Source organism: Actinoallomurus sp. NBC_01490, from assembly GCF_036227085.1.
Taxonomy (GTDB): Bacteria; Actinomycetota; Actinomycetes; order Streptosporangiales; family Streptosporangiaceae; genus Actinoallomurus; species Actinoallomurus oryzae.
This window is the reverse complement of record NZ_CP109433.1, coordinates 9,965,295-9,982,892: the sequence shown is the minus strand read 5'-3', so window position 1 is coordinate 9,982,892 and position 17,598 is coordinate 9,965,295. Positions and strand designations below refer to the sequence as shown.

At 72.1% G+C, this 17,598-nt stretch carries 16 protein-coding genes; 3 read left to right on the top strand and 13 right to left on the bottom strand.

From position 1 onward, the window contains the following. Positions 1-30: 30 nt before the first annotated feature. From argS to OG417_RS45760, 7 genes are all read right to left on the bottom strand, one after another. Positions 31-1,767, bottom strand: a complete 1,737-nt coding sequence (argS, locus tag OG417_RS45790; protein WP_329243381.1) for an arginine--tRNA ligase — start codon at positions 1,765-1,767, stop codon at positions 31-33. A 130-nt stretch (positions 1,768-1,897) separates the two neighbouring features. Then, positions 1,898-3,055 (bottom strand): saccharopine dehydrogenase family protein, encoded by a 1,158-nt coding sequence (locus OG417_RS45785; protein WP_329243378.1) that lies wholly within the window; start codon positions 3,053-3,055, stop codon positions 1,898-1,900. Positions 3,056-3,124: 69 nt separating this feature from the next. Next, the gene (plsX, locus tag OG417_RS45780) at positions 3,125-4,219 is read right to left on the bottom strand and encodes a phosphate acyltransferase PlsX (RefSeq protein ID WP_329243375.1); all 1,095 of its coding nucleotides are present in this window, start codon (positions 4,217-4,219) and stop codon (positions 3,125-3,127) included. 34 nt (positions 4,220-4,253) lie between these two features. Then, a complete protein-coding gene (locus tag OG417_RS45775) occupies positions 4,254-4,637 on the bottom strand; it encodes a hypothetical protein (RefSeq protein WP_329243372.1) in 384 nt (127 codons plus the stop codon). After that, positions 4,634-5,485: an alpha/beta fold hydrolase gene (locus OG417_RS45770; RefSeq protein ID WP_329243369.1), complete on the bottom strand. Its 852-nt coding sequence runs from the start codon at positions 5,483-5,485 to the stop codon at positions 4,634-4,636. Before OG417_RS45770 ends, OG417_RS45775 begins: the two co-directional genes overlap by 4 nt. Then, on the bottom strand, positions 5,482-6,396 hold the full coding sequence (locus OG417_RS45765; protein ID WP_329243367.1) for a DUF998 domain-containing protein: 915 nt from the start codon (positions 6,394-6,396) through the stop codon (positions 5,482-5,484). The genes OG417_RS45770 and OG417_RS45765 overlap by 4 nt, the downstream gene beginning before the upstream one ends. A gap of 245 nt (positions 6,397-6,641) precedes the next feature. Next, entirely contained in the window at positions 6,642-7,760 is a 1,119-nt protein-coding gene (locus OG417_RS45760) for a hypothetical protein (RefSeq protein ID WP_329243365.1), read from the bottom strand. Positions 7,761-8,151: 391 nt separating this feature from the next. Between OG417_RS45760 and OG417_RS45755 the strand changes: the two genes are divergently transcribed. Continuing rightward, positions 8,152-9,531 carry a KamA family radical SAM protein gene (locus tag OG417_RS45755; protein ID WP_329243362.1) on the top strand — a complete coding sequence of 460 codons (1,380 nt, stop codon included), beginning with the start codon at positions 8,152-8,154 and terminating at the stop codon, positions 9,529-9,531. A gap of 397 nt (positions 9,532-9,928) precedes the next feature. Here the strand turns inward: OG417_RS45755 and OG417_RS45750 are convergent, their stop codons facing one another. From OG417_RS45750 to OG417_RS45740, 3 genes are all read right to left on the bottom strand, one after another. After that, positions 9,929-10,462: a YbhB/YbcL family Raf kinase inhibitor-like protein gene (locus tag OG417_RS45750; protein WP_329243359.1), complete on the bottom strand. Its 534-nt coding sequence runs from the start codon at positions 10,460-10,462 to the stop codon at positions 9,929-9,931. A gap of 90 nt (positions 10,463-10,552) precedes the next feature. Next, a complete protein-coding gene (locus tag OG417_RS45745; protein WP_329243355.1) occupies positions 10,553-11,047 on the bottom strand; it encodes a pyridoxamine 5'-phosphate oxidase family protein in 495 nt (164 codons plus the stop codon). 57 nt (positions 11,048-11,104) lie between these two features. Beyond that, positions 11,105-12,097, bottom strand: a complete 993-nt coding sequence (locus OG417_RS45740) for an ArsR/SmtB family transcription factor (RefSeq protein ID WP_329243352.1) — start codon at positions 12,095-12,097, stop codon at positions 11,105-11,107. A 69-nt stretch (positions 12,098-12,166) separates the two neighbouring features. Here OG417_RS45740 and OG417_RS45735 point away from each other — a divergent pair, with 69 nt between their 5' ends. After that, positions 12,167-13,075, top strand: a complete 909-nt coding sequence (locus tag OG417_RS45735; protein ID WP_329243349.1) for an oxidoreductase — start codon at positions 12,167-12,169, stop codon at positions 13,073-13,075. A gap of 112 nt (positions 13,076-13,187) precedes the next feature. Continuing rightward, a complete protein-coding gene (locus tag OG417_RS45730) occupies positions 13,188-14,615 on the top strand; it encodes a purine-cytosine permease family protein (RefSeq protein WP_329243346.1) in 1,428 nt (475 codons plus the stop codon). Positions 14,616-14,633: 18 nt separating this feature from the next. Here OG417_RS45730 and OG417_RS45725 read toward each other — a convergent pair whose 3' ends face one another. From OG417_RS45725 to OG417_RS45715, 3 genes are read right to left on the bottom strand one after another with little or no spacing between them, the layout of a single operon-like run. Continuing rightward, entirely contained in the window at positions 14,634-15,506 is an 873-nt protein-coding gene (locus OG417_RS45725) for an ABC transporter permease subunit (protein WP_329243343.1), read from the bottom strand. Further along, positions 15,503-16,414 carry a carbohydrate ABC transporter permease gene (locus OG417_RS45720; RefSeq protein ID WP_329243341.1) on the bottom strand — a complete coding sequence of 304 codons (912 nt, stop codon included), beginning with the start codon at positions 16,412-16,414 and terminating at the stop codon, positions 15,503-15,505. The genes OG417_RS45725 and OG417_RS45720 overlap by 4 nt, the downstream gene beginning before the upstream one ends. After that, on the bottom strand, positions 16,411-17,490 hold the full coding sequence (locus OG417_RS45715) for an ABC transporter ATP-binding protein (protein WP_329243340.1): 1,080 nt from the start codon (positions 17,488-17,490) through the stop codon (positions 16,411-16,413). The genes OG417_RS45720 and OG417_RS45715 overlap by 4 nt, the downstream gene beginning before the upstream one ends. Positions 17,491-17,598: the final 108 nt, after the last annotated feature.

Here is a 17,598-nt window from a genome sequence, read left to right as displayed (position 1 = left end):
ATCGTCCCGGTTTATGCGACGCAGTGGGGGCTACATGCGTTCCGGAGTGGTAACACCCAGAAGTTCGAGGCCCTTCGACAGCGTGCGCAGGGTCAGGGCGCACAGCGCCAGCCGCGACGCCCTGGTGTCGTCGTCGGGGGCCTTCAGCACCGGGCAGTTCTCGTAGAAGGTGGTGTAGGCCGAGGCGAGGTCGAACAGGTAGGCGCACAGCCGGTGCGGCTCGGCGGTCTCCCCGGCCGTCTCCAGCGCGGAGCCGAAGCCCAGCAGGTGCAGGGCGAGCGCCCGCTCGGCGTCATGGTCGATGGCGATCGGGCCGAGGGCGTCTTCCGGCGCGACTCCGCCCTTGCGGAAGATCGACCGGATCCGCGCGGTGGCGTACTGCAGGTACGGGCCGGTGTTGCCCCGGAAGGAGATCATCCGGTCGAAGTCGAAGACGTACTCGCTGTCCCGCGCCACGGACAGGTCGGCGTACTTGACCGCGCCGATGCCGACCGCCTCGACCACCTCACGCCGGGCGACCTCGTCGAACGGCTCGTCGTGCGGCACCTCGTCGAACGCCGCGCCGGCCCGCTCGACGGCCTCGTCCAGCAGCTCGGTCAGCTTGATCGACTTGCCGCTCCGGGTGCGGAAGATCTTGCCGTCGGAGCCGAGGACGTTGCCGATCTTGGCGTGCTCGGCCCGTACGCGGTCGGGCAGCCAGCCCGCCATCCGCGCCACCGCGAACAGCATCTGGAAGTGCAGCGACTGCTGGGACCCGACCACGTAGATCATCCGGTCGACGGTCAGCTTGTCCACGCGGTAGCGGACCGTCGCCAGGTCGGAGGTGGAGTAGTTGTAGCCGCCGTCGCTCTTGCGGATGATCACCGGCAGCGGCCCGCCGTCCCGTCCGGTGAACCCGGGCGGGAACACGCAGAGCGCGCCGTCACTGATCGTCGCGATGCCGTCCGCGGCCAGCTCGTCGGCGGTGGCGCCGAGCATGTCGTTGTAGAAGCTCTCGCCGCGGATGTCGTCGTCGGTGAGCGTGACGCCGAGCCGTCCGTAGACCGTGTGGAGGTAGACCTTGGACAGGTCGACGAGCCGCTGCCAGTGCCGCATGGTCTCGGCGTCGCCGGCCTGCAGGCTCACCAGCCGCCGCCGCGCCCGCCCGGCGAACTCCTCGTCGGTGTCGTACCGGCCCCGCGCCGCCTGGTAGAAGGAGTTCGGATCGGTCTCCAGCAGCATGCCCTCGTCGGAGTCCTCGCCGACGTCGAGCAGGTGCTCGATGAGCATGCCGTACTGCGTGCCCCAGTCACCGAGGTGGTTGTCGCGGATGACCTCGTGGCCGAGGAACTCCAGCACCCGCGCGATCGCGTCACCGACGATCGTGGTGCGCAGGTGACCGACGTGCATCTCCTTGGCGACGTTGGGCGAGGAGTACTCCACGACGGTCGTCTGGGGCGACGCGGTGGGCTCGACGGACAGCCGCTCGTCACCGTGCATCAGCTGCGCCCGGCCGGCGATCCATTCGTTCCGCAGCGTCAGGTTGACGAACCCGGGCCCGCTGATCTCCACCTTGTCGCACACGTCGGCGACGTCGAGGCGCGCGACCAGCTCGGCCGCGATGTCGCGAGGCTTGCGGCCCAGCTTCTTGGCCAGCGCGAGAGCGACGTTGGCCTGGAAGTCGGCGAACTGCGACGGCCGGATCGCCGGATCCGCGTCGGGCTCCCCGAAGGCCTGCCCGAGGGCGGCCTGGACGCGAGCGGCGAGAACTTTCTGCGGGTCGGGCATGGAGATCCTCAGGTGACGGGCGTACGGCAGCTCACGCTGCGAATTCCCTCAAAGCCTATCGGCGGAACCGCGCCGGCCCGACCGAATATCCTCCGACCCGCCGCACACGCCCACGGCCCTGCTGAGAGGATCATTCGCGCCGGCCCACGACGGTGAAGGTGATGCCCGCCTTCTGAAGGCGGTCGAGCAGGGCGTCGCCCATGGCCTCGGCCGTGGTGACCTGGCCCGCGGTCTTCGGGAGATCGTCGTAGGCCAGCGCCATGCCGGTCTCGGCGAGCATCTTGGCGGTCTCCCCGTAGCCCGGGTCGCCGCCGCGTACGCGCGTGACGACCTTCTGCCCGCCGCCCTCGCCCGCGAAGTGGACCTCGAACCAGCTCCTCGCCCGCCTGGACTCCGACGGGCCCTCGCCGGACCCCATGCGGCCCCGCAGCCACTCACGGACCGGCGGGATCCGCGCCGCGGTCAGCAGGCCCGCGGCGCCCGCCGTCAGCGCCGCCGCGGCCGGCAGGCGCTTGAGCGCGACGAAGTGGCTGTAGGAGAAGTCCGGGCCGTACGCGTCCAGGGCCGTCGCCGAGCGCCGTACGACGTCCGGGTCGATCGTGGGCAACGGCAGGGCCCACGCGCCCAGGCCGGCGTTGTGGTGCGGGCGGCCCGGCAGGGCCCGTACGCGGCGGGCCTCCCGCGGCGGCTCGGCGCCGAGGCGCCGCCGGTGGGCCTCGGCCATCTGCCGGGCGCGCGACGCCACGCTGATCACCGACTGGTAGGTGCCGCCGGAGATCCTGCCGTTCACCCGTACGTAGCCGTCCACGTGCAGCGGCACGCCCGCCGGCAGCTGCCGGACCGTGAAGTAGACGCCCAGGTCGTGCGGGATCGAGTCGAACCCGGCGCTGTGGATGAGCCGCGCGCCCGTCTCGGTCGCCCGCGCGTGGTACTTCAGGTACATCAGGTCGACGAACTCCGGCTCGCCGGTCAGGTCGGCGTAGTCGGTGCCCGCCTCGGCGCAGGCGGCGACGAGCGGCTCGCCGTGGTCGATGTACGGGCCGACCGTGCTGAGGACGACGCGCGTCGACGCGGCCAGCTCGCGCAGGGAGTCCGGGTCGGTCGCGTCGGCCGGGAGCAGCGGCACGTCCACGCCGAGCCGGTCGCGCAGCGCCTCCAGCCGCGACCGGCTGCGTCCGGCCAGCGCCCACCGGGCCTCGCCCGGCAGATGCGAGGCCAGGTAGTCGGCGGTGAGCCCTCCGGTGAACCCGGTTCCGCCCATGAGCACAACGTCGTACGACCGCTCCATCGAGACCTCCCAGTGGTTGCCGGCGAGCCAGTGGTTACCGGTGAGTCAACCATGCGGGGCGGAGGCGGGTCAGCGGGATTCCTCGCGGCGGGGGAGCCGGTGCGGGCGGTTCGCGGCGATGCGCTCGCCGATCTGCTCGACGATGCGGCTCTCGGCCAGGTCGCGGGCGAGCACGCACGCCGCGGCCACCCCGGGCGCGTGGGAGGAACCGTGTGCGATCACGACCGTGCCGTTCAGCCCCAGCAGCACCCCGCCGCCGTACGTCTCGGAGTCCAGGCGGTGACGCAGCAGCCGCAGCCGCCGCCGTTGCAGCAGCGCGCCGAGCTTGGCGGTACGGCTGGCGGTGAGGGCATCGCGCATCTCGGCGATGGCGAGGCGTACGGCGCCCTCGATCGTCTTGAGCGCGACGTTGCCGGTGAACCCGTCGGTGACCACGACGTCCACCTTGCCGGTCAGCAGGTCGGAGCCCTCGACGTTCCCGGCGAACTCCACGCCCTCCACGTCCCCGGAGAGCAGTTCGTACGCCCGCCGGGTCAGCTTGTCGCCCTTGCCGGCCTCCTCGCCGATGGTCAGCAGCCCGACGCGCGGGGCCTCGACGCCCAGCCGGACCCGGGCGTACGCCGTGCCGAGCATGGCGAACTGCACGAGCATCTCGGGCTTGGCGTCGGCGGTGGCGCCGGCGTCGAGGAACACGGTCGGCCGCGGCCGGGTCGGCAGGACCACGGCGATCGCGGGACGGGCCACCCCGGGCTGCCCGCGCAGGCGCAGCCGGGACGTCGCGACGACGCCGCCGGTCGACCCGGCCGACACCAGCGCGGAGGCGTACCCCCGCCGGATCAGCCGGCAGGCCACCGCCACCGACGACCGCGGGCGCCGCAGCCCGGCCAGCGCGCCCTCGTCCATGGCCACGACGTCATCGGCGTTCACGATCGGGATCTCCCCGAGGGCGTCGTGCGCGGCGAGGATCTGCCGGATGCGGACGGCCTGGCCGACGAGGATGGGTCGTACGCCGTGCTCGCGGGCGGCCATGACCGTGCCCGCCACCACCTCGCCCGGCGCGTTGTCGCCGCCCATCGCGTCCACCACGATGCGCCTGCCGTCGATGGCGGCCGTGTCACTCGTCGGCTCGCTCACGCGGCTGGTTCCGCTGGCTCGGCGCTGCATGCGCGAAAGCTACCGTGACGGCCGGGGTTCCGGTTCACCGGTCACGGTCCTGGCAGCCCTGGCCGAGGCACGGGGTACGGACGACCTCCCGGCCACCGACCCTGATCACGAACTCCTGGCGGGGGTGCGCGGAACCGGCGTCGGAGGCGACCGCGTCCACCCGTACGGGCTCGTCCCGCGTCGTGCGGCCCACGCACTGCACCCGGACGACGGACATCGTGTCGGCCGACAGCGTACGGCAGCGCATGCCTTTTTTGATCTCGTATCCCAGGCCGCGCATCTCTTCCGTCGCGCCGCGGGCGGTCGCGTTGCGCAGCGAACTCTCCGAGACCTTCCGTACCGGATCGGTGCAGCCCGCGACCACGAGCAGGGCCAGGAGGACGAGCAGGGCCGAAACCGCGAGCAGGAGCCTCTTCACAGCCGGTCCACCGCCTCGGCGACCACCTCGGGCCGGTCGATCTGCACCAGATGCCCGGTGTGGGGGAGGACGATCTGCCGCCCGTACGGGCTGAGCGCGGCGATGTCGGCGTGGGCCCGCCGCCATTCACGGCCGTCGCCGCGTACGTCCCCGAGCGCCGTGATCACACAGAGCGGGACCTCGGGGAACGGGGCCGACTCGCGGAGCGAGAGCAGGTCGGCGGCGAGCTGGCGGTACGCGGCGTTCTCGGCGAGGAGCGTGCCGAGCACGTGCGCCCGGCCGTAGACGGCGCGGGAGAGCTCCGGCGGCGCCACGTCGCCGCGTTCGGCGATCCGCCGCATGACCGCGCCGCGGATGCGCGGCCCGGCGAACCGGGCCAGCCCGGTCATGCCGATGGCGTGACCGGCGAGCCCGGCGGCGGGGGCGAGCCGGCTCAGCCGCCGCGCGTGCGGCGGACTCTGCTGCTCGGCGCTCGGGTCGACCAGGACGAGGCCCTCGACCAGCAGGGGGTACCGGCGCGCGAACGCCTCCGCGTGGAAGCCCGCGAGCGAGTGCGCCACCACGATCACCGCCTCACCGGTGCGGCGGGCGAGGGCGGCGAGACGGTCCGCCTCGGCGCACAGGCCGCCCGGCCGGTGACCGGTCGGTGGGCTGCCGCCGAGGCCGGGACGGTCGAAGGCGATGACGCGGTGCCGTTCGCGCAGCAGCTCGGCGACCGCGTTCCAGTCGAACCACGCGCCGCCGAGCCCGGAGGTCAGCAGCACGGGTGGAGTGCCGGTGCCCTCCTCGACCACGTGCAGGCGGTCGTCGCCGACCAGGAGGATCTCACCGGGCAGCGATCCGTTCACGTCCGCGCGGTCCTCTCCCGGGCGCCGTCGTCGGGCCGGCGACGGCGCCCGCGTACCGAAGGCCGGGCGGACTCCGGCCTGGCGTGTACGGGGCCGGCGCCACCCGGCGGCGTGTCCGGGGCCGGCGGCGCGGCGGAGGCGATGCCGGGAACCGGCGGCGACTCGGGAACCGGCGCCGCGGCGCGGGTGGGCGGGGACCCGGAAGCCGACAGTGCGGCGGGAGCCGGCGCGCGGCGGCGGTCGGCGTGGAGCTGGGCGGCGATCACGAACAGCCAGATCGAGATCATCGCGACCTGGACCCGTTCGATCACGCCGAGGAGGACGCCGAAGTACATCAGCGGCAGCGTGGCCACGGCCGTCACCGTCTCCACGACCAGCAGCAGCCAGCTCCAGCGAGCGATCACCGGCCAGCGGCGGTGCCGGCGCGCGGCGATGGTGAGGGCGACGAGACTGACGATGCCGGCCGTCACGACGCACACGCTGGTCACGCTGTGGAACTGATGGGCGAAGGAGACCTTCCCGGCCCGCTCCCGCAGGGCGCACGTCGTGTCGGAGTTGGGCGCGCAGTCCATCGCGAACAGCGAGTCGGCGATCGAGAAGACACCGAACAGGACCAGTGCCAGCCAGCCGGCCAGCGCGTGGCCCCGCGGGCGTACCGCGCGCAGCACGGCCACCACCACGACGATCGTCAGCAGGCCGGAGACGAAGTCACCGGCGGAGAACAGAAGGTGGTACGGCTGGTCGCTCGCGGACAGCTCGCTGACGTAGCCGTTGACCGGGTCGAGCTCGGGGTTGAGAAAGAACTGCAGCAGCCACGACGCGTACGTGATCCCGGCGATGGCGGCAAGCAGCCACGCGAACACCGGCACCATGCCCGGCTCGCGTGAACCCCCGTACGAGCTCACAGTCACGGCTTAGGCTCCCCCCGCCCAGAGTCCAAGCATAAGGACTCAGAACCGAAGCCCAACGACCGACCAGCCCCGTGACCTGCCCGGATGCGAACCGACCGCCCCCGCCCTCATGTGGGCCCCGCCCTCATGTGGGCCCCGCCCGCCCGGGGGGGCTCAGCCCAATCTCATTGTCGAGGGGGTGAGGCCGCCCGAGGAAGGGCGGCCGGACGCCTGTGGAAAACCTCCGGCCGACGGCGGCCGGTGCGTCAGAAGCCCTGGAGGATCTTGGTGAAGACTCCGGGATCCTCGTCCAGGCCGCTGCACGTGTCGCCGGCGACGCTCGTGTCGGCGGTGCACGGGTTGTCGCGGGTGACGGTCCACATCGAGAGCCGCCCGAGGCCGTGGGCGGTGGCCCAGGTGAGCAGCTGCCGGGCGTCGGCCGGCCGGAACTGCGCGTCCACGCCCGCGACGCCGATGATCGGTGTCACCCCCATGCGCTGCCACGTCTGGGCGTCACCGAGGTGGTAGAGCCGCATCAGCTGGGTGTGCGCGGCGGTGGCGGAGGCGGTGACCGACTGGCCCGCGCCGTCGGCCGGGACGAGGTTGACGACCGAGACGCGCACACCGCCCGTGAGGGCCGAGCGCAGCGCGCCGAGCGCGCTCGCGGACAGGCCGGACCGGTGCAGCGGGAGCGTGATCGACAGCGGCAGGTCGTCGCGCTGGATCCGGGCGAGCGCCTGCGTGCGGCGCTGCACGGACAGGGCGTCGGACAGCGTGCCGTCGGAGAGGTAGAAGTCGAGTCCCGCCGGGTCGGTGGCGTCCAACGCCTTGCGGTACTGCTTGACCAGGGAGCCGACGCTGTCGCAGGACTGGGCGAGTTCGGTGCCGTGCGGACCGCCGAAGGACAGGATGACCTTGCCCGGAACGTCCTTGACCCGCCGCACCGCGAACGCGGCGTCGACCGGGGACAGCCCGCCCCAGGCCGCCGAGCATCCGCCGCCGGCCGAGACGAACCCCATGGTGTAGGCCTTCACGTCGGTCTTGGACAGGTCCGGCGGCGGCCAGGACAGCACGTCGGCGTACGGGGCGAAGCCGATCCGCGGTCCGGTGGACGGCGAGGGCGACGCGGACGCGGCCGGCGTCCGGGCCGGTGGAGACGAGGCCGGTGCCTGGGCGGTGGGCCGTGAGCGCGAGGAGCCGCCGGTGTACGCCCGGCGGACCGCTCCGTCGCTCGTCCCCGGCGCCTGGGCCGCGGGCGCGCCGGAGCCGTCGGTGGCCGCGAACACCACGGCGCCGCCGGTCAGCGGGACCAGCAGGCCGGCCGCGACCAGCGCGATTCTCGCCCGGCGGCGTTGCCGGCTTTGCTTTTTGCGATGTCTACCCACGATCGCTCCACGTGGGCCGTTGGTGTCGTAGCGGGAGCACAGTGACTTCTGTCGCGTAGCGGGACTGGGGTTACACAGTATGTCGCAGACCGCTTACCAGGATCGACCCTGACAGTGCGTGTCGAGCTGACACTTTTGAGCTGATTGTGACGTTGAGAGGTCAGTGGCCCTTGTGTCCGCGTATCGATAAGCACCCGTACGGGTATCAGATTCGTAAGAAACGGGAGATTCAGGGTTCAATGGGGCGGGGAGCGTTGAGGCGTCGCGACCTGCGGCGCCGTAGTCGAGTGCGAAGGAGTTGAAACAACCTGCCGGCGAGCGTCCGCATGTCCGCCTGGGGCGGATGCGGCGCGTCGCACGCTTTCCCTCGATGTCAAAGGAGTAACAACACGTGACCTTGGTCAATGACGCGGCGCCGGCCGCTGTGCGAACCACCGGCCGCCGATTCCGCGCCTTCACGGCGAAACACCTGGATGAGCTCACCGCCCGCGCCGGGTTGACCGCCGAGCAGCGCCTGGGCACCAGGGCGGTCGCGACGGTTCTGCCGTTCCGTACCAACAGCTACGTCCTGGACGAGCTGATCGACTGGTCCGCCGCTCCGGACGATCCGATCTATCGGCTCGTCTTCCCCCAAGAGGACATGCTTCCCTCCGAGGACGTCGCGCGGTTGTCCGACCTCATCCGGCGAGACGCTCCCAAGGCGGAGATCGAGGCCCTGGCCCACCAGGTACGGATGAGGCTCAACCCTCATCCCGCCGGTCAGCTGCAGCTCAACATCCCGAGCCTCCGCGAGGAGCCGATGCCGGGCCTGCAGCACAAGTACCACGAGACGGTGCTGTTCTTCCCCAAGCAGGGCCAGACGTGTCACGCGTACTGTACGTACTGCTTCCGCTGGGCCCAGTTCGTGGGCGAGCCCGACCTGAAGATGGCGGCCGACGACATCGGCCGGCTCAAGCGGTACCTCGAGAGCCACCCCGAGGTGACCAACATCCTGTTCACCGGCGGCGACCCGATGATCATGGGTGAGCCGGTGCTGCGCCGCTACATCGAGCCCCTTCTCGAAGTCGAGCAGCTCGAGTCGATCCGCATCGGCACCAAGGCTCTGGCGTACTGGCCGCAGCGCTGGGTGACCGACCCCGACGCCGACGACACCCTCCGCCTGTTCGAGCAGGTGACCAACGCCGGCAAGAATCTCGCGTTCATGGCCCACTTCACGCACCCGCGGGAGCTGGAGCCGTCGATCGTCTCCGAGGCGGTCCGCCGGATCCGCGACACAGGGGCCGTCATCCGCACGCAGGCCCCGCTGATCCGTACGATCAACGACTCCTCCGAGACCTGGGAGACCATGTGGCGCCGCCAGCTCCGGATGGGGATGGTGCCGTACTACATGTTCATCGAACGGGACACGGGCCCGCAGGACTACTTCGCGGTGACGCTCGAGCGCGCCTACGAGGTGTTCCGTGACGCCTACAAGAACGTCTCCGGCCTCTGCCGTACGGTCCGCGGGCCGTCCATGTCCGCCACGCCGGGCAAGGTCTGCGTCGACGGCATCGCCGAGATCGGCGGAGAGAAGGTCTTCGTCCTGCACTTCACCCAGTGCCGCGACCCGGAGTTCGTGAACAAGCCCTTCTTCGCCAAGTACGACCCCACCGCCAAGTGGCTGACCGACCTGAGGCCGGCGTTCGGCGCCGAGCGGTTCCCCTTCCAGGGGGTCGTCGTGGGTGGGGACACCAGCGCGCACGATGTGGTGGCGGCCGGTCCGTCGATCTGACCGGTCCCTCCGCGCGCGGCATCGGATCGGCCGACCCGACCGATAGCGGAAGCGAAGCGGAACGATGGCGCCGCCGTCCATCATGAGATGGCCTGGGCCGGTGTGTGAACGGCGGCCCAGGTCCAGATGTGACGACGGCCGGCGTCCCTGGGGGTCCGGAGGTGACCAACGGGGCTGGGGAGCCGGCCCGCCGGTCACATGGGTCCCGGGGGGTGCGCCGCCGGGGCTTGGTTTCGGGGCCGTGCCGGACAGGTACGGCCCCGGAAACCTTTCCGGGGCCGGTGCGCCGGCCTCGCCCTCCGACAGAGCCGGTCACGTCCGGACGTGACCGGCGCCGATCAGGTTCGTACGGCGGCCTGCCGGGCGGTGCGGGCGCCGGGCCCACACCGCCCGTGGGTCAGCTCTCGTACTCCGGGACGATCTGGGCGCGGGCCAGCGTGTGGGCCGTGATGTTGAAGCCCACCACCGCCGGCGCGGTGTCGGCGGGAAGGCCCAGGGACTCGGTGTCCAGCGCGTGCACGGTGAAGACGTAGCGGTGCGGGCCGCCCGGAGGCGGAGCCGCGCCGCCGAACTCCTTGTTGCCGTAGTCGTTGCGCGCGTGCACGGCCCCCTGCGGCAGGCCCTTGAAGTCACCGCCGCCCGCGCCGGACGGAAGCTCGGTCACCGACGCCGGGATGTCGAACAGCACCCAGTGCCAGAAGCCGCTGCCCGTCGGCGCGTCGGGGTCGAAGCAGGTGACGGCGAAGCTCTTGGTCTCGGCCGGAAAGCCCGACCAGCTCAGGTGCGGCGAGATGTTGTCGCCGCTGAAACCCCAGTCGTTGAAGACGTGGGCGTTGGACAGACGCTCGCCGTCCGCGATGTCGTCGCTGGTCACCGAGAAGGATTCGACCGGGGGAAGGAAATCGTGCGGAAGGGGCGGCCTGCCGACCATGGCAACCTCCTGGGATCGCGGTTGGTGCGCGTCCGGCCCCCTGCACGCGGGCCGGGTGACCCGGTCGGCCGGACGCTTACCCCAGTCCTATCAGGACCGCACGTGCAGCCGCCGAAGATCACCCTCCGGACGCCAGGAATAGATCTTCGGGTCGTCCTCGTTGCCGGCGAAGAGGGCGTAGGCGACCTCCTGGATGTCGATCGAGAACACGTGGAACTCGTCGTCGGCCGGCCGCCAGCCGATCTCCTGCTCGGTCACCTGGCAGTGCCGTTCGCGGCGTGCGGGGTCGGTCACGTGCTCGGCCGTGCCGTACACCTTGAAGTCGCCCTCGGTGCCGTCCTTGTCGGAGGTGGTGCTGTGCACCGTGCACCGCGGGTCGCGCAGCAGGTCGAGCGCCTTCAGCGACTGCCACATCATGCCGAGCTGCAACTCGCCGTCGACGAGCCTGGGCTCGACCGGGGTGATGCGCGGCCAGCCGTTCGCCCGCAACGTGCCGACGAGCACCAGCCCGCTGGCGCGGAACCGGGCCTCGCCGAGCGTCGCCAGCTCCGGTGCCCTCGCCTCGAACTCCGCCCATGTCGTCATGCCGCGCACCGTACGCCCCGGCTCTGACACTTTCGCCGGTACGCCCAGGCCCGGTGCTCACCGGTCGGTGGGGGCCGCGAGGAGGGACTCGGCGGCGGCGGTCCGGGCGTAGAGCACCGAGCGGCCGGCGCGGTGGGCGCTGACCAGGCCCGCGTCGCGCAGCGCCGTGAGGCACTGGGAGACCCCGGCGGGTGACAGCCCCGTCCGCCGGGAGAGCTCGGTGGTGGAGGCCGGTGTCTCCAGCTCGGCCAGCAGGAGGGTCCGCGATCGGCCGAGTACGGCGGCGAGGGCGGCGGTCCCGGCCACGGACCGTGGCCGCCACAGCGTGCCGGTGCCACGCGCGGGATAGGCCAGCTGCGGCGGATCGGGCGGCGACACGAGGGTGAACAGCCCCGGCCCGGTGAAGACCGACGGGATCAGCACCAGCCCCTGTCCCGCGGCGCTACGGGACAGGGGCCGCTGCCGGCGGGCCAGCCGCAGCGCGTCGTCGGTCCAGCTCACCGAGGGGTGCAGATCGCTCAGGAGGCGACTCGCGCCCTGCTCGGCGACCTGGCGAGCACGGTGGAAGACGTCCGCGTCGAGCACCGCCCGGATCCGTGACCAGTACGGGGCCAGCGCCAGCTCCCAGTACGCCTCGATCTCCTCCGTGACCCGGGGCAGGTGGGCCGGCGGGTCGGCGTACAGCCGGGTCAGCCGGGGGCCGAGACGTCCCCGCTCGCTCTTCAGCCGGTCCAGATCCTGGCGTACGCGGCCGGTGGGAGCGGCCTGAATGCGGGCCAGCTCGTCCGCCAGGGTGGGAGCCGGCACGGCCGGGGCCGGGTTGAGGAAGTCGGGAACGTACCCGCGGGGCGGGATCAGCTCGGCGAGCCATCCCCGGTCGAGGCCGGCGCTCGCCAGCCGCGGTCGTACCTGTTCGGCCCAGGCCCGGTGCACGGGGTGCGCGGATCCGGACCGCAGCAGGCGGTTGCTCGGCCCGACCTCCCACATCGGTGAGCGGGCGAACCGCATCTGCACCAGATCGCTCACCGAGAAGGTCAGCTCAGCGAGCACAGTCCCCCCGAGATTCATGTATTTCGGAATCAATTGCCCGGCAGGCTACCTCGTGAGGATCATCCCCGCATGACTTCAGAGACGACGCCCGCGGCGGCCGCGGGTACCTGGACCCTCGGCGACCTGCGAGTCAACCGGATCGGGTTCGGCGCGATGCGGCTGCCCCAGACCGGAGAGGCGTTCGCACCCGACGCCGTGGCCCGCGACCGCGACGAGGCGATCGGTGTGCTGCGCCACGCGATCGAGCTCGGGGTGAACCACATCGACACCGCCGCGTTCTACTTCTCCTCGCTGCGCTCCGCGAACGAGCTGATCAATCGGGCGCTGGCCCCGTACCCGGACGATCTCGTGATCGCCACCAAGGTCGGACCGGGTCGCGACCCGTCGGGCGCCTGGTCGCCCCACGCCACGCCCGCCCAGTTGCGCGGCCAGGTCGAGGAGAACCTGCGCCAGCTCGGCCGCGACCATCTCGACGTGGTCAATCTGCGCATCGTCGGCACCGACTCGATCGCCGAGCGCTTCGGTGCGCTGGCCGAACTCCGGGAGGCCGGGTTGATCCGCCACCTGGGCCTGTCCAACGTCCGGCCGCACCACCTCGCCGAGGCCCAGGCCATCGCGCCGGTGGTCTGCGTGCAGAACATGTACGGCCTCGGAGTACGCCCCGAACAGGACGAGTTCGTCCGCGTCTGCGAAGAGCAGGGGGTCGCCTTCGTGCCGTTCTACGCGATCGCCGGGACCGGAGGGCAGGCGGGCGTGCGCGGGGCCGAGGCCGACGAGGTGCTGGCCGTCGCGCGGGCGCACGGGGCGAGCGCGGCGCAGGTGCGCGTGGCGTGGGCGCTGCACCGCGGACCACACGTGCTGGTCATCCCGGGCACCGGCGACCGTGACCACCTGGCCGCCAACGTGGCCGCGGGCGCCCTGCGACTATCGGAGGAGGAGCGGGACATCCTCGAGGCGTTCCACCGGCGCGAGGCGTGAGCGGAGCGTGCGCCGCCGCGATGACCTCGGCTCGCGCCGTTGTCTCGGATCTCAGACGGTTCGCCCGGGAGGGCTCTTGCGGGACCGCTGACGCGAGCGTGAGGCTGCGCGCATGACGAAACAGCAGGTCGGCGGCGGTACCCAGAGCGCCGGACAGGGCGGGGCCCTCGGGGTCGAACAACGGTCGATCGACTTCGTCCCGCCCGAGGAGCGGCACGGGTCGGTGTGGCGGCTCTTCACCGTGTGGTTCGGCGCGAACATGCAGGTCACCACCGCGGTGACGGGGGCGCTCGGCGTGGTGCTCGGGCTTCCGCTGCCCTGGGCGATCGTCGCCCTGGTCATCGGCAACCTGCTCGGCGCGATCTTCATGGCGCTTCACTCGGCGCAGGGACCCAAGCTCGGCATCCCGCAGATGATCCAGAGTCGCGCGCAGTTCGGGTTCTACGGGGCGATCCTGCCGCTGCTGCTCGTCGTCCTGATGTACGTCGGCTTCTTCGCGACCAGCGCGGTGCTCGGTGGCTCGGCGCTCGCCGACTGGTGGGGGATCGGCCGGACGCCCGCCACGATCATCGTGTCGGCGGTCTGCACGGTGCTCGCCGCCTACGGATACCGGCTGATCCACCAGTACGAGCAGTGGGTCAGCCTCATCGCCGCGGTCGGCTTCCTCTACCTCACCTACCGCCTGCTGACCGGGCACCACGTGGGCCGGGTCTGGCACTCCGGGCACGTCGGGGCGGGTACGTTCCTGCTCGTGGTGGCGATCGCCGCGACCTGGCAGATCACCTACGCGCCGTACGTCGCCGACTACTCCCGCTACCTGCCGCAGGACACGTCGGTCCGGGCGGCGTTCTGGTGGACCTACGCCGGGAGCGTGCTCGGCACCGTCTGGATGATGGCGTTCGGCAGCATCTGCGCCGCGGTGGCTGCCAAGTCCTTCGAGGGCGGCTCGGTCTCGTTCGTGGTCGGCCTGGCCGATCCCCACTGGCCGTTCTCACTGATCATCGTGCTCGGCATCGTCGCGGTGAACGTGCTGAACCTCTACGGCATGTTCATGTCGGCGACCACCACGCTGACCGCGCTGCGCCCGATGCGGATGAACGCCGGCGTGCGGCTGGCCTTCGTGCTGCTCGCCGCGGTCGTGGGCACGGTCGTCGCCCTGGCGGCGAGCGCCGACTTCCTGCACAACTTCGAGAACTTCATCCTGTTCCTGGCGTACTTCCTCATCCCGTGGACGGCGATCAACCTGATCGACTTCTACTTCGTCCGCAAGGAGCGGTACGACATCGACGCGATCTTCCGCCCGGACGGCGTGTACGGCGGGTTCAACTGGCGCACCATCGGGGCGTACGTGATCGGCGTCGTGGTCGAGATCCCGTTCGTCAGCTCGACGTTCTTCACCGGGCCGATGGTGAAGCACCTCGGCGGCGCCGACATCTCCTGGATCATCGGCCTGATCGTCGCCTCGGCCCTGTACTACGTGTGGATGGCCCCGGTGGCCCGCCGGACCGCCGACGGCGGCCCGCGCGTCGTGGAGGCCTGACCGGCCCGGGGGCGGCCATCAGTCCCGGTGTGCGCCGTCCGCGAGTACGGTGACGAACCGGTCGAGGAACAGCCCGCACCCGATCGCGAGCGGCACGGCCACGAAGACCGCGCCGCTCTGCATCGACCGCCACAGCATCGGGTCGCCGCCGCCGAGCCGTACGGGCGGCCCGGTGCCCACCGGCATGTTCGCGTCCGACCAGATGAACGTCAGCGCGTAGGTGAACTCCCCGGCGGCCAGCGTGAAGGTGAGGACGGCGACGGCCGCCACTCCCGGGAGCACCAGCGGCGCCACCACGCGGACGAACGCACCGAAGCGGCTGTGCCCGTCGACCATCGCCTGCTCCTCGAGGTCGACCGGCACGGCACGCAGGAACGCCGCGAGCAGCCAGACCGACACGGGCACGGTCACGGTCGGGTGGATGAGGACGAGCGACCAGATCGAGTCGGCCAGGCCCAGCGTCGCGACCACGCGCGACAGCGACAGGAACAGCAGCGGCGGCGGCACGAGGTACACCAGCAGGATCGCGATCCCCGCCCGGGTGCCCCACGAGCGGTGCAGCCGGGACAGGGCGTACGCCGCCGGCAGCGCGAGCGCCAGCGTGACGACCACGACCAGACCGCCGACCACCAGGGTGTTCACCACGAACGCCGGAAACCGCGTCGAGTGGAACAGGGCGCGGACGTGCTCGGTGGTCGGCCGGTGCCGCGCGCCGGGCACGCCGCGCTCGAAGGCGGTCACCAGGCTCCACAGGAACGGCGCCGCGCAGACCAGCGCGGCGACCGCCGCGGCGGCGTAGACCGTCACGCGCACCCCGGCCTGCCGCACGGCCGCCAGCCGCCGCTGGCGCAGCATCTCCCGCGCCGCCGTGCGCGCCGCCAGCCCGTTCACCGGTCCGCCTCCGCCCGCCGTACGACGCGGAGCACCACGGCCGCACCGGCGAGGAACAGCGGGAGCAGGAAGAGGGACGCGGCCGCCCCGGCGCCGATGTCGCCGCCCTCGACGCCGCGCAGGTACGCCAGCGTGGGCAGCACCTGGGTCGAGTCGTGCGGCCCGCCGCCCGTCAGCACCCGCACCACGGCCACGTCCGCGAAGGTGATCGCCGCCGTGAACACCGCGGCCACCGCGGTCACCGGCAGGGTCAGCGGCACCGTCACGCCGAAGAAGCGCCGCCAGACGCCGGCCCCGTCGAGACGGGCGGCGTCCCACACGCCGGGCGGCACGGAGTTCAGCCCGGCCAGCACGATGACGGTGGCGAGCGGCGTCAGCCGCCAGACGTGCACGGCGACCACCGCGACCGCCGCGGGCCCCGTACGATCGAGCGGCGACCCGCCGCCGTGCAGCAGGGAGGCGGCGCGCAGCATCCGGTCCACCCCGGCCGAACCGAGCAGCCATCGCCAGGAGATCGCCGACAGCGCGACCGGTGTCGTCCACGGCAGCAGCACCAGCGTGCGCACCGTACGGCGGAAGCGGAAGCCGGCGCGCAGGACGTGCGCGAGGACCGTCCCGAGGACCACGACGAGGACGATCGCGACGCCGGTCAGGGCGAGCGTGTCGAGCAGCGACCGCCAGAAGACGTCGTCGCCGAACACCGCGCGGAAGTCGCGCAGCCCGGCGAACCGGTACGACGGTGCGTCGCCCGTCGAGCGCGAGAACGCGAACGCGACCGTCAGCACGAACGGCGCCACCACCAGCGCCGTCAGGTAGACGACCGTGGGCAGCAGGAACGCCCAGGCCAAGAAGCCCTCGCGGTCGGTGAGGCGCGCCCGGTCACCGGCGCGCGCCCGCGTGCCGCTCAACCGCCGATCCGTACCGGCGCGGTACGGATGCCGTACTCGGCGTCGAAGAAGCGCAGCCGGTCGCCCGGCACCGCGAACTCGTGCGTCTCGCCCGGCGTCAGCGGCGTGATGACGGTGGCGGGCAGCCGCGCGATCACCCGCGTCTCCGCGCCGATCCTCGTCACCGTGCCGTACACGTGCCGGTCGCCGGACAGGTACTCGATGCGCTCGATCCGCAGCGGCATGGTGACGCGGGAGTCGTACGCGACGTTCTCCGCCGGCAGTAAGTGCTCGGGCCGGAAGCCGACGAGCCGGTCGGCGCGCTGCACGAGGTTCATCGGGGGAGAGCCGACGAACGTCGCGACGAACGTGTCGGCCGGTTCGTCGTAGATGTCGCGGGGCGTGCCGACCTGGCGCAGCCGCCCGGCGTCCAGCACCGCCACGCGGTCGCCGAGCCCCATCGCCTCTTCCTGGTCGTGCGTCACGTAGATCGTCGCGGTGCCGATCTGCCGCTGGAAGCGTTTGAGCTCGTCGCGGGTCGTGGCGCGCAGCTTGGCGTCCAGCCCCGACAGCGGCTCGTCGAGCAGGAAGACGGCCGGCTCACGGACGAGGGCACGGGCCAGCGCGACCCGCTGGCGCTCACCGCCGGACAGCTGCCGGGGTTTGCGGCCGAGCAGGTCCGGGATGCCGAGCAGCTCGGCCGCCCAGCGGATCTTGCGCTCGCGCAGGTGGCGCGGGACGTTCTCGGCCTTCAGCGGGAATTCGATGTTGCTGTGGACGGTCTTGTGCGGATACAGGGCGTAGGACTGCAGGACCATCGCGACCCGGCGGATCCTCGGCGGCAGCCCGTTGACGAGCTGGCCGCCGATGTACACCTCGCCCTCGGTCGGCCGCTCCAGGCCCGCGATGGTGCGCAGCAGCGTGGTCTTGCCGCAGCCCGAGGGGCCGAGCAACACCAGGTACTCACCCTGGTTCGAGGACACGTCGATCCCGTCGAGCGCGCGGACCTGCCGGTCACGGCGCCCCTCGTACACCTTGACGAGGCCCCGGGCCTCGACCGCCTTCGCCGCCGTGCCCGCCTCGTCGCGGCGCCTCACGGCCGGTCCGCTCGCCGGCGGTGCCGGCCACCATGCCCGCCGGGCTGCTCGCTGCTCGGTGCCAACCCCCGGCCTCTCTCGGGAAGGAGCGTCTCCCTCGAAGGTAGA

What these genes read in the sequence shown, in the direction of transcription:
- argS (WP_329243381.1), bottom strand. Translation starts at nt 1,767, where the DNA reads ATGCCCGACCCGCAGAAAGTTCTCGCCGCTCGCGTCCAGGCCGCCCTC.
- OG417_RS45785 (WP_329243378.1), bottom strand. Translation starts at nt 3,055, where the DNA reads ATGGAGCGGTCGTACGACGTTGTGCTCATGGGCGGAACCGGGTTCACC.
- plsX (WP_329243375.1), bottom strand. Translation starts at nt 4,219, where the DNA reads ATGCAGCGCCGAGCCAGCGGAACCAGCCGCGTGAGCGAGCCGACGAGT.
- OG417_RS45750 (WP_329243359.1), bottom strand. Translation starts at nt 10,462, where the DNA reads ATGGTCGGCAGGCCGCCCCTTCCGCACGATTTCCTTCCCCCGGTCGAA.
- OG417_RS45745 (WP_329243355.1), bottom strand. Translation starts at nt 11,047, where the DNA reads ATGACGACATGGGCGGAGTTCGAGGCGAGGGCACCGGAGCTGGCGACG.
- OG417_RS45735 (WP_329243349.1), top strand. Translation starts at nt 12,167, where the DNA reads ATGACTTCAGAGACGACGCCCGCGGCGGCCGCGGGTACCTGGACCCTC.
- OG417_RS45730 (WP_329243346.1), top strand. Translation starts at nt 13,188, where the DNA reads ATGACGAAACAGCAGGTCGGCGGCGGTACCCAGAGCGCCGGACAGGGC.